Here is a 12,330-nt window from a genome sequence, read left to right as displayed (position 1 = left end):
ATTTTTCCAACAAATATTTAGCTGTTGTCACTCCAACCACTTCCTCTCCAATTCTGCGTACTTTTTTAGCACCTCCATTTGTTGCTTTAAATAACGGTTTTCCAATGTTAATTTCGTTTGTTCATTGTCCGGTTCAGGACTTTTATTAAAGCTATATTGTTTGCCTACAGGTTGTTTCAAACGATTGACTTCGCCATTTCTATACCAACGCATCCATGTTTCCACCTGTGTTTTATGGCGTATATTTAATTCCAATAAAATCTGTTTGATAGGTACACCTGCTAATCGCATCTCAATGCTTTCATTTTTACATCATAGGGATAACTCACTCTTGTTCCCATAGAAAAAACACCTCCAAATTGAAATTTAAGTATCTATACCCGAATTTCAATCGAAGATGCTTTTTTTATTTGTCTTTACCTATTGGGGTCAGTTCCCCAAGTACATTTTGATTTATATATATTACACCTTTACAGGGAGAGACGAGCATGACATCCTTGGCCGGTTAGTAAGCCCTTGATATAGCTGGGTTCTAGGCTATCGAATTGTGCGAGTAGTGGCCACGTGTCAAGTTGTAATTATTCACGCACTTGTATAGGAAAGTAGTTAATCAATGAAAGTGTAGATGCTCAGACTAGCAAAAATGTACATTGTTATTTCGACATTTACAATCGCGTAACAAATGTTTAGAGGGGATATTCCAAAAGTTCACAAATGGCTTTTAGAGCACCCCTTTTATTTATCTTCATTCAACAGAGGTAGAGGAAAACAGTTGGTGATTAGTAATCCAAGTAATCTGTACTAACCGCTTTCAAGTCAAAGTAAAATTCGACTCCATTTTTAGTATTATTTACGCCAAAGCTACTATGATGACGTTCCAGTATTTGTTTTACAATAGCTAAACCTAAGCCTGAACCACCAAATTCTTTGCTTCTTGATTTTTCTACTCTGTAAAATGGATTCCATATTTGTTCCATTTCTTTATAAGGAATGAATGTGTTCTCATTCTCAATTTTGAACATATATTTGTTTAAACTCTCTAGATAGATAATTTTGATGTTGATACGGTTTTGTTTTGGTGTATATTTTACAGCATTTATAAATAAGTTGGTGATGACTTGTTCAATTCTTTTTATATCCCCACTTACATAAGCTTCGTCATCAATTTCAAACAGAATCTGCAATCCTTTTTCGTCAGCCATTACTTTGAATTTATCGAACACCTTTAAGAAAGTATGCCATAAGTCAAAAGTGCTCTCAATAAGCTGATATGTAGGAGACTCCAGTCTCGAAATATCAAGCATTTCTTGCACCATTTCTGTCATTCTGTCAACTTCATCCAAAATAACATCACAAAATTTTAAGTCGTTTTGGTCGTATATCCCATTTTTTATACCTTTAATATAACCGTTTATTACAGTTAAAGGGGTCTTTAATTCGTGAGATATATTGGCAACAAACTCTTTTTCTTTTTCCTTCAACTTCAACTGTAATTCATAATCTTGTGCAAGTTTTTCATTGGCATGGACTAATTCCGTAATTTTCTGTTCTAGGTTTGTAGAAATTTTGTTCAATGCCTCGCCCATTTGTCCTAGCTCGTCTTTGGAATGGACAAGATATTTTTCGCTGAAATTTTGATTTGCAATCTGATTCGCGATAGTGCTCATTTTAACTAGAGGCTTGGATAATGTCTTAGAGAAAATAATAGCTATTAAAATAACGATAATCATCGTGAAAACAAATAAAATAATATAGTACTGATTTAAATTTCCAATAACCTCATCTACAGATTGAAGAGAAGTGACAGCGAATATTACTAAATCTGTTCCTTCCACATTTTCAGTTAACACTAAATTATTAATGTCTGTCTGTGTATCCCGTACCGTATATATTTGATTTGGAGATACTCGTTCTTCTTTTCTATTCATCATGACAAGCATTTCTTGAATGAGGACATTTTTTTGCGCTATGAAGGATTTACTTTCAGTTGGTTTCGAAATCACTTTCCCTTCAATTGCAATAGGCTTAGGCTGCTGATTTATTAAGTCATTATCATCTATAGTGAATCTTTCAAAAAATATCGAGGATATCTCGGGTGGCACTAAGACTTGGGTACCAATTTTGATTTTATTCGGGAGAACCAAGGATTCCTTATCATCCAGTAAAAGCCCGTCTATGGATATGATGTCTTCTTCATTTATTTCTTTATAGTCGATGGCTAGTAAATCATCTATGATATTATACTTCTTGTTGTCCTTCGTTCTGACCACGAATTGTGTGTAGTTATTGTTTAATGACGATCCGTAATGATGCTGAAGTTGATCATCGATAACCGAAATGATAGCATTATTACTCTCTGACATTTCGGAAATGTACTGATTAATAGCGTCAGTTAGCTCATGATTATTAATCTTTGATTGAATTGCACGAGCAAACTCTTCCATATTTTGTTTCTTGTTATGGATATAATAAGGTTCGAAATAAATCGATTGAAAGACGATTTGGATTATAAATATAGAGGTAAATAATAAGATATGAATTAAAAAAAGCTTATAGGCAATCCCTCTTTTTCGCATTATTCCACCTCGAATTTATAGCCTAAACCAAATATGGTTTTAATTAGGTAGGCTTTATGCTGTAGGTTTTTTCTAAGTTTTTTGACTTGCGCATCAACTACTCTTGCGCTTCCGAAATAATCATATCCCCATACTTCATTTAATATTTGATCTCTAGACAAGACAATATGCTTGTTTTCCATCAAATATAGTAAAAGATCAAATTGTTTTGGCTCTAATTCAATGGACGTGCTATCTATCCATACTTCACGTGTAAGTTTGCTAATCGTGACTCCTTTTAGTGTCAAGGTTTCTTTATCTTTTTCTTCTTTTTTAACAGTATAGATTCTATAGAGAAGAACTTTAGATTTAGCTACTAGAATCTCAGGATTAAACGGCTTAGTCATATAATCGTCCACTTTAAATTCATAGCCCATCAACTGATCTTCTACTTCTGAACGTGCTGTCAGCATGATGATAGGAATGTCTGATTTTTTTCTAATTCTTCTGCACACGGAGAATCCATCGATCTCTGGTAGCATGATGTCAAGAATAATTAAATCGACTGATTCTTCTTCAAACATTTGCAGACCAACCTTACCATCCGTCGCAATTAGGATTTTGTATTCGTTCATGGTAAAATAGTCAGCTATTATATTAGCAATTTTTATTTCATCTTCTATAATTAAAATCGTTCGCTTCATTAATTATCTCCTCAATCAATAAAGTGAAGCTATAATCAGTGGGGGTTACTTAACCCTCTCTCATTAGTAATCTTCACTAATCGGCTTTTACGGTCAGTAAATACTCCCAGCTAATTTCTTTGCATCGCTGAATATTGAGGTCTGAGTCTTGTACCTGACGCTTCGGTTTCACTACAAATAAATTACTACCCGTTAATACGGGATAAAGCAGGCATCTTCATAGTAGATTTACTTGCCGTACGAAGAAGGATGCCTGCTAAATATATGGATACGTTAGTTCACCAATATTTGATACTCTCCGTCTTTTTCTACATACTTGGCATCAAAAATTAATAAATCATCTCTTTGAATCGTAAGTAGTTTATCCTGAGAGAACTCAATATCTTTTTTAGGAATAAATACAATCGTGTAACCCATTATCATTGTTGGATTCATCTTCTCCGGATTTTCCAAACCTTCCAAACCTTCCAGAGGAGCTTCTATGAAAATAGATTTCATTTTATTAAGTTTAATTCGAGTATCTGGAAGAAGAATTTCTCTAGTCGCTGTCTGTATTTCTGCCGGAATCTCTTTATATTGATATTCTACAATCATATCCTCATACATAACTGAAGAGTTTTGGATTGTAACAGGGATTCTAACTGCTACATATTTGTCATCCCTCTGTTTGGATGCTATATCATCTATATAAGATTTTAGCTTACTATTATAAGAATTGTAATAATCAGCGTTAGCTTTTTTAATATTTTGATGACCTTCAGCTTTTTTGCTACCGAATTGAGAATTTAATAATCCTAAAGGAGAAGCTGTTAATATTGTTTTGTCATTAAGGTTCAAGTCAACTGCAGAGGCAATTGCTAAAGCTCCAATATCATAAAATTCTTGACCCTTCATCAAGAGTACTTTTTCTTGCTCTTGATCAGCTGGAATAAAGTTATCTATGATACTTTGTGCAGTCAACTCATTTATTTCTTCTGTAGTTGCGTCTGGATGTTTAATCATCTGATATGCTTTTGCATCTAGATAAGTAGCCATTCCTTCAATATTATCGTAGCCATCCTGCTGCTTATTCTTTTTGTTGCTATTTAGATATAATTCATAAAAATATACTGCTTTTTGAACCTGATTTATTTTTTCATCTTTGTTCTTGCCAATAGCCTCCTTCAGGTACTGGTACATTTCATTTCGGTAATATCTACTGTCAGTATCTTCAGGATATGTTTCAGCTCTTGTACCAAGTCCTTCCACAGAATTTCCAGACTGTAGTAGAATATGAATCCCTTCATGAACAATAAACTTAAACACACGTTCGTATGTTTTCTCACCTGCGTCAGAATACAAGTCTGACGCAAAATCAAGGTTAAATGCATAGGTAGGATGATCGTTAAATGTTGTTAATTGGAAGGGGGTGACTAACAATTGTGTATCCTTAATGGAATCCGTACTGTACTCAATCACCTCGTCTTTAGTTCCAATATCGGTCTTCTGGTTGTTAATCAAATAGGCCATTTTATTTGAAGGATTTAATAATAATATTTGCTTATCATCAGTATTGAACGATGGCCATAGCTTGCTTGCATCGTCTATCAAAATCTTTTTAATATCTTTCACTAATTCAGGCGTTATTTCTCTACTTTTTTTACTATTTTCAATCGGGTTGCTATCCATCGAATCTTCGTTCGTCTTCTGGGATTCTTCAATCTTTTTGTTTTCAGGCTTTTCGGTTGTTTCCTGAATATTGTTGTTGCATGCCGTTAATATGGTTATAATCAAAATCATGAACATTAAACGTACTGTTTTTAACATAATTATCATCCTTTTTTTAATAATTAATCCTGTTTAAGCAGTTGAATCGGATTTAACTTTGCTGCTTGGTTAGCTGGAATCATACATGCCAATACATTAATAACGATGCCAAATCCTATAGTTAACAGTACTGTAAATACATCTATTTGTAACAGCTCGAAATGAATTTTAGCTTCTAGTGCACGATTTAAAATAACCTGAACCACAATGCCTAGAACTGTACCATTGATAGAAGCCATGCCCCCCAACAAAATTGCTTCTGAAAAGAAGATCCAGCGAACTTCTTTGTTCCTGCCGCCAATTGCTTTGAACAAACCGATTTCTTTTCTACGCTCTAAAACACTGATATAAAGAATAATTCCTACCATAATAGAGGAGATTAAGAGAATTAGCATAGAAACTCCAGTAATAGCAAGCTGTATATTTTTAAATGTTTTAGTTAACTCTTTCAATACATTTTCAGGTGTTGTAATGGTATAGCTTTGTTTAAACTGGTTGACAACTGATTTGATTGAACTTTTATTATCCACATACACTTCATAGTTGTTGGTCGTTATTTCTGAGTCTTTTCCGATAAATCTTGAACGTTTAACTACTTCTGTATGGAAATCATAGGGAATATAAGAATATTCTTTTCCAATAAAAGATTGTTCCGTAATGGCAGAAATCTTCAGCTTTTGCGTGTCCCATCTAGAGGGATAGCTTGTAATTTCGTCCATAGACAGAAATTTAATAGTTATCTCTTTACCGATTAATTCTTCCAATTTGCCGCCTTCCTTCAGCATTTTTTTGGCTGTGCTTTCTGACAAGGCTATTCCGTGCTTCCCATCGTTTGGAAGTTGACCATACAATACCTTTGGCGAGGCGTAATCTTTTCTATTTTTTTCTTTATGTAAAGACTTAACATCAAAACTGATGATATCTGGCTTTTTCTCAATTCTTGCCGATAGTTCGAATTCAGGCTGCACTAATTTGATATGCTCATTTTTCTTGAGTTCATAATAATCGGAACTAACCATATAATCTTGTTCTTTTTTAAAATCTAATTTTTTACTATCTATTACTTTATCAGATGAATACTGTATATAGTTGTCTATGCCACTCCCGAACGCCAGAGCCAGTAAAAATCCACATATCCCGATAGAGATACCTATGGATACAAGGAAATAGCGCCACCTTTTTTCCTTAATCCTGTGATAAGAAAGTCTAAATGCCGATTTCAGTTGAAAAGAACGTTTCCGGGGTTCTTCTGTTATCTCCATTTGAACAGCATCCTGAGTACATTGTTTCCTATCCTCGATAATTTCTCCGTCTTTAACTCGAACGATTCTTGAAGCTTGCTCAGCAACCGCCTCATCATGGGTGACTACAACGACCAAGTGGCCTTGCTCAGAAATACTTTTCAATAAATCAATTATCTCTTTAGAAGTATGGGAATCTAAGGCACCCGTAGGTTCATCCGCTAAGATGATGTTTGGCGACTTAACTAATGCTCTTGCAATCGCGACTCTTTGTTGCTGCCCTCCTGACAATTCATTAGCTTTTTGATGAATCGCTTTTTCCAGACCAACTTCTTGAAGGGCTTGTACACATTTTTGGTAAGCTTCCTTTTTCTCATACGAGCTCATAGCCAAAGCCAATTCAACATTTTCCAACACTGTCAGGTGAGGAATTAGGTGAAAATGTTGAAATACAAATCCCACGTTATCTTTCCTGTAATCAGAATACTGATAATCGTTAAACGTCGACATAGGGATTTCATTTATGTACACCTCTCCAGAATCGGGTTTATCCAGACCCCCAAGTGTGTTGAGAAGTGTGGACTTTCCAGAGCCCGAAGCCCCTACAATCGCTACAAACTCACCGTTATCTAATATTAAATTTACCTTTTTCAATGCAGGAATTGGTGTTGATTTATCGGGATAATAGGTTTTACTAACATTTCTAATTTCTATCATTGAACCACCCCTTCTTTTAATTGTTATCTATTAAGATAATGGGTGGTTATGATTACCTTATGAATTCCTTATGACTTTTTTGTGACTATTGGAGAAGATTATCAAGCAGAAAAGATATCCCATAACTCCGTAGTAACTGGAATGCCAAGAAAGCGCAGGATTTTCACCTCAGAATCATCATCTAATACGGTACTCAATTCAATAAGTTTAGAATTGGCATTTACATTGTCATATATTTTAGGTCCCCCTCTTGAAGAATTATTTATTTTTAAATTACGAAAGGAATGAGAAAAATGACAATTATAAAAAAGTTTAGTGTATCCAGTTCTTTAGTTATTATTACTATAGTTGGTGGTTATGGGGATATTAAGTAGAATTCTAAGCTGCATTGTTTTGAAACTTTATGGTCCATATTTCACAATCGGGCGTTTTTCCGAGAAACTATGAAGTGGCCATCTTGTTAAAGATCATATTGTTGAGGAAAGACAATGGGTAAATGGACAATGCAGAGAAGATAATAGAATTTTTTTTGATTCTTTGTATAAAGTATATGAATGGACAGACTCATTGTATCAAGATTTCTCATATCACTTTTTAAAGAAGAAAATGGCGGTTATGCAACAGGAAAACTTTGAAAATTTTATATTATTTAATGTAAAAAATCCAAATGAAACTTATTCTTTTGCCAATGACCTTAAAAATGAAATTATTAAAAGAAGCTCTGAAGAAATGGCGGTTAGCATCTAATAAATAAGAAAAAACAGGCAGGGAATAACGGAGATAAGTATTATGCTGAAACAACAGGTTAAACTATTTATACATAATAACATGGTTGGCAGCATTTCTATTTATCTCTTATATGTTGCAATTTTATATGGAAATCGCGGGCATATCACTTCGAGTGAATATATTTTACTCGGTATTAACTTGATTATCATTTTTATTACTAGCATTTTTATGTACCTAATTTACATATTATCTCTTAAAATATTTAAACGGTTATTGGTCAATAATCATTTCAGTGTGAATGGCGATAGTCCATGATACGGGAACCTATGCGGGCATGATTCTCCAGCAAGGGGGCCAGCTGTATATCAGCATCTCAAGAAAAGCTTAATGCCCGCTATTCTATAAATTGAATAGAGCATAGAAGAGTAGCGTATCCGTATAGAATATAAACAAAAGCAATTTACGTGGTTTTTGTGAAGCTGTCTTCATTTTCATATAATAATCTGATTGTGTAATCATTTGGTTATCCATAATCGTCCTTTATGTTGAATGTGGTCTGGTAACTTCTTTTTACAAAAGAAGACGATTATTTTTGTATAAAAAATGGAAAGAGGCTGCCCCCACGATTTCATTGCAAAGTAGTTTTAATTACAGAAATACGCTAGTTCATCTGTTTAATAAAAAAAGTTTGAGTTAAAAATAAACATCTAAATAGGTTTATTTTGTTTAATTGTCTCCCGTTAGACATCCATAAAGCAGAAAATCAGTGCTACAATACAAAGAATGAAAGATTAATAAGTTCTTTCATGGAGATCAATAGAAAATAAACTGGTTATTAGTCACAACTACTAGTGCTCACGTATATACAACCATTCACCAAAATTATCTGCTAACTGCTGTAACTCATTTAAGAATATACTGGAATGATATCCATCGCAAACTGAATGATGTACTTGCAATGATAAAGGTAAAAATATTTTATTTTCTTGTTCAAAATACCTACCGCTAGTGATTATTGGCAATAAATACCTTCCGTCATTAATAATATTTAGGTTAAACCCTGTAAAACTAACCCATGGAATGCTCGAAATCGGGAGAGTATTTTTTGGCTGAAATTTCTTAGAGGTCATTTCTTTTATAGCACCGTATAGTTCCATATCTTCTAGATAATTTTGATAAAATGTATCAAAATCAGATGAATACTCCGTCCACATATTAGAAAACGTTTTATTATCATTATGGAAAATTGTAAAGCTAGGTATCAATTCATCCCAATATCCAAGTCTATCTTGCTCATCAAAACAAGTTCTAAATTCTTCGTGTGCATTAATAATCCTAGTAACCATATATATAAAAGTAGGATAAAACTTGATGTTCTTTTTTCGTAACTGTTGTAATAGCTGTGTGATGTCTATATTTGCAGTAATACTAAATGTACATGTTGTATGATTTAAAAAATGCTCAAAATAAGGTTTTCTATCCCAATTATCAATATTAATTAAATTAAATTTCATTTATTTACCTCCTCCAATAGTTAAAGTCTAACCTTCTTAAATCATTTTAGGTAACAGTTCTTTACTTTAATGTTTTTAATCCGTATGAATATATCGAAACCCCAATCAGAAAAGAAATGAATATCCTTTTAAATATTGCTATAATTATAGCAATATTTAAGTTTTCAAACAAAGTTTGGAGGTATATGGATGATTAGATTAGAGAAAGTGAACCCTAATAACTACCAAGAAGTTTTTGGTTTAGAACTTGTAGGAGAACAGCAAAATTTTGTTTCGTCAAATATGAAATCACTTGCACAAGCATGGGTATTTTACGATAGGGCCCAGCCCTATGCTATTTATAATGATGATACAATTGTAGGATTTATAATGTTTGACTATAGAATAGAAAATAGGAAAGTAGAAATTTGGCGTTTTATGTTAGGGAGTGCACATCAAGGAAAAGGCTATGGTAAGGAAGCGTTAAATAAAGCTATAGAATTTTTGAAGCAAGAAAACTTATTCGACTATATTCAAATAAATTATGTTGAAGAAAATCTAGTAGCAAAAAAACTTTATCAAAAAGTTGGTTTTTCAGAAACCGGAGAAATGGAAGGAAACGAAGTTGTTATGAAGCTTTCATTAGTTCAAGTTCAATAATGCTTCAAAATTCAATGAAATTCATAAAATCTCTTACCTCCATTTAATGTAATTATATCAACAGTGAATATTATCCTTAATTATTCAAAAGCAACAATCTTTAAGACAACAGCCTTAGACTAAGCACAAATTTAGCCCTCGATTGGACGCTTTATTGGTATAAATCTGACGTGATCCCTTTTAGTAGAAAAAAGATTTTTCACAACTATAGGAAAAGATGGACAAAAAAGGTATTACAGTTAACTATTAGTTTTGGTGAACCGTATTATTAGCAAGCGTGGTTTATGAGAAGAACCACCTAGAACATTGAAGTAATAATGTTTTAGGTGGTTTTCTCTATAGAATGAATAGGAGCGTTATTAGTTTGATAACAATATGGTATGAAAAGATAACTTGTTCTGTGTCTCTTTGTTTCATTTGTAGGCTTATAAAAGTTATATATTCCCCGATTTAATTAAAGTTTACTGACTATAAGTTGTCCTGTCGTTGCATCTATACCAACAATCTGCTGTTTTGTTTCCGATAGTCCCAATCGATATTGTAATACTTCATCATTTTTATTTTCATCATACTGTCTAGACCATTGTAAAAAGGCATCGGCCTTTTTTAAGGCAGGTATTACGTTCTCTATAGGTTGAATAGTTGCAGAATCATAGGAGTAAAGAAGTTCTAGGTCAATACTAGGAGACCTGAATATATCGATGAATCCCGTCGTTTTATTTACGCCAACGTAAAAATGTTCCCATTCTATTTGTAAGCCAGGAGCTACGTGCAGCGGAAAAGTGAAAAATGCACGGTTCGCCTCATTAAAGGATGGTTTCTTGATTTGCATTTGTAAATAAGGAACATATTGTTTAAAATAGGTCGCAATAAATGTACAAGCAATATCGCGACAATCGTCGAACGAAAGATCCAGTTCACCTGTACGCTCTTTAAACCACATGAACTCCTTTAAATTCCTTGAATGCTTATCAACCTTCGCCTTCACCGTATCCTCTATACGTTCAAGCAGGAAATTTTCCATCGATTTATCTTTCGGAGCTTTCCAATCTTTTTTTCGCCATACAATGCCCAGTGTATTTTCGTCTATTTCGATTTCCCGTAGTTTTTCCATACAATCTGTTACACCTATAATATTTTCAAGTGTCTTCTGCTTTTCGAGTGGTTTTACGTAAGGAAACTTGGTGAAGGAAGATACGTCTTCCTCAACTTCCTCTTCAAATAATACTTTTCCATTAATTGCATTAAATGACTGGTATACAATTGGACTCTCGTAAATCGGGTACAGGCCAGATTGTGGAACATAATAATTGTCACTAACTAAATATTTCACCGATAATGTCCATGGGGCTTTAAATACTTGTTGTAAAATCTTGTCCTTGCTGGCAAGCTGCGTAGGGATTTTGGGTGGAGCTTTCGTGTACCCATTGTACTTAAAATTAATAATTTCTCCGTACTTGGAAACGATTATTTCGTGTAATAGCTTTCAAGAGGATAGCCTCCCACAAATTGTTTATATAAAAAATTTGTTCCATCCTCTTTTTCAATGATAGTAGATACAGTTAAATAATCTAATGCTTCAGTGTATTGCGCTGTTAAAAATTGTTCTGCAATGGCTTGCTGCTGCTGCGTTGTGACAAGTGTACCTGTTGTTGAAGGAGGTCTAGTTAAATCTAATAATTTTCCTTTCGGATCAAGTGACACTTCAATTCCTTCTTCTAATTCGTCTGTAGACCACATAAATGTAGCTTGTTCGTTTGAATAATCCTCTATTAGTAATTGATAGTTATCAGGAATTGACACAAAGTTTAACGCTAATTTCGCTAGTTGTTCCTTTAGCATATGTATCACTTCTTTCTGCATGATTGGCTTGTTCATTCGTTGTTCAAGTTGCTTTTTTAATTGGATACGACCACGATGTAAATACATTTTGATCGTATTGATTGGCTTATCTAGAAGATAGGCGATTTCTTGTACTTTAAAATCATAAAAATAAAATAATATAAGTACGGTTTGATAATCTTTTCGAAGTAAAGACAATGCCTCATGGACAAATTCGCAGTTCACTGAAGGTTCTTGTTCAAATAGCTGTTGCTGTATAAGCTCAGTTTCCACTACTAGTGTACGCTTTTTTTGGCGTAGAAAAGCAAAACATTGTCGTAGCAATATCTTAAATAGCCATGTAGAGAAATATTTTGGTTCTTTTAATTGATGCATTGATTTAAAAGCTTGCAGCAATGTCTCTTGTACAATTTCTGATGCGTCTTCTCTGTTACTAACATAGGAGTATGCTTTTGCGAGAAGCTTAGACTTTTCAGCTTCTACTAGCTGCTCAAATGCAGCTTGCTGACCGTCGATAGCTGCTCTTACTAATTGTTCCATCTAAATCCCTCCTATATTGTTAGAGTAACATTTTAGATGAAAA

General features: G+C 33.6%; 10 protein-coding genes. 2 read left to right on the top strand and 8 right to left on the bottom strand.

Going from position 1 to position 12,330, the window contains the following annotated elements; translation table 11 throughout:
• Window positions 1–27: 27 nt before the first annotated feature.
• The 5 genes from I5435_RS23150 to I5435_RS07860 all read right to left on the bottom strand — a co-directional run bounded on the left by I5435_RS23150 (window position 28) and on the right by I5435_RS07860 (window position 7,023).
• Window positions 28–213 carry a hypothetical protein gene (locus tag I5435_RS23150; protein ID WP_108030434.1) on the bottom strand — a complete coding sequence of 62 codons (186 nt, stop codon included), beginning with the start codon at window positions 211–213 and terminating at the stop codon, window positions 28–30.
• 566 nt (window positions 214–779) lie between these two features.
• On the bottom strand, window positions 780–2,576 hold the full coding sequence (locus tag I5435_RS07875; RefSeq protein ID WP_337983548.1) for a sensor histidine kinase: 1,797 nt from the start codon (window positions 2,574–2,576) through the stop codon (window positions 780–782).
• Window positions 2,576–3,259, bottom strand: coding sequence for a response regulator transcription factor (locus I5435_RS07870; protein WP_337983547.1), 684 nt, complete (start codon window positions 3,257–3,259; stop codon window positions 2,576–2,578). Before I5435_RS07870 ends, I5435_RS07875 begins: the two co-directional genes overlap by 1 nt.
• Window positions 3,260–3,532: 273 nt before the next feature.
• Window positions 3,533–5,065, bottom strand: coding sequence for a hypothetical protein (locus I5435_RS07865; RefSeq protein ID WP_337983546.1), 1,533 nt, complete (start codon window positions 5,063–5,065; stop codon window positions 3,533–3,535).
• A gap of 23 nt (window positions 5,066–5,088) precedes the next feature.
• Window positions 5,089–7,023, bottom strand: coding sequence for an ABC transporter ATP-binding protein/permease (locus I5435_RS07860; protein WP_337983545.1), 1,935 nt, complete (start codon window positions 7,021–7,023; stop codon window positions 5,089–5,091).
• Between the two features lie 615 nt (window positions 7,024–7,638).
• On the opposite strand from I5435_RS07860, the gene I5435_RS07855 reads away from it, so the two are divergent.
• Complete coding sequence (locus I5435_RS07855; protein ID WP_337983544.1) at window positions 7,639–7,770, top strand: hypothetical protein; 132 nt, start codon at window positions 7,639–7,641, stop codon at window positions 7,768–7,770.
• Between the two features lie 830 nt (window positions 7,771–8,600).
• Here the strand turns inward: I5435_RS07855 and catA are convergent.
• The gene (gene catA, locus I5435_RS07850) at window positions 8,601–9,266 is read right to left on the bottom strand and encodes a type A chloramphenicol O-acetyltransferase (protein ID WP_108030428.1); all 666 of its coding nucleotides are present in this window, start codon (window positions 9,264–9,266) and stop codon (window positions 8,601–8,603) included.
• 189 nt (window positions 9,267–9,455) lie between these two features.
• On the opposite strand from catA, the gene I5435_RS07845 reads away from it, so the two are divergent.
• Entirely contained in the window at window positions 9,456–9,905 is a 450-nt protein-coding gene (locus I5435_RS07845; protein ID WP_108030427.1) for a GNAT family N-acetyltransferase, read from the top strand.
• 454 nt (window positions 9,906–10,359) lie between these two features.
• On the opposite strand, the gene I5435_RS07840 is transcribed toward I5435_RS07845, so the two are convergent.
• Window positions 10,360–11,238 carry a YcdB/YcdC domain-containing protein gene (locus I5435_RS07840; protein ID WP_337983543.1) on the bottom strand — a complete coding sequence of 293 codons (879 nt, stop codon included), beginning with the start codon at window positions 11,236–11,238 and terminating at the stop codon, window positions 10,360–10,362.
• 134 nt (window positions 11,239–11,372) lie between these two features.
• On the bottom strand, window positions 11,373–12,287 hold the full coding sequence (locus I5435_RS07835; protein ID WP_337983542.1) for a sigma-70 family RNA polymerase sigma factor: 915 nt from the start codon (window positions 12,285–12,287) through the stop codon (window positions 11,373–11,375).
• Between the last annotated feature and the right edge of the window lie 43 nt (window positions 12,288–12,330).

The sequence above is a fragment of the Lysinibacillus sp. C5.1 genome (genome assembly GCF_016350185.1).
Classification (GTDB): Bacteria; Bacillota; Bacilli; order Bacillales_A; family Planococcaceae; genus Lysinibacillus; species Lysinibacillus sphaericus.
This window is presented reverse-complemented; position numbering and strand designations above follow the sequence as displayed.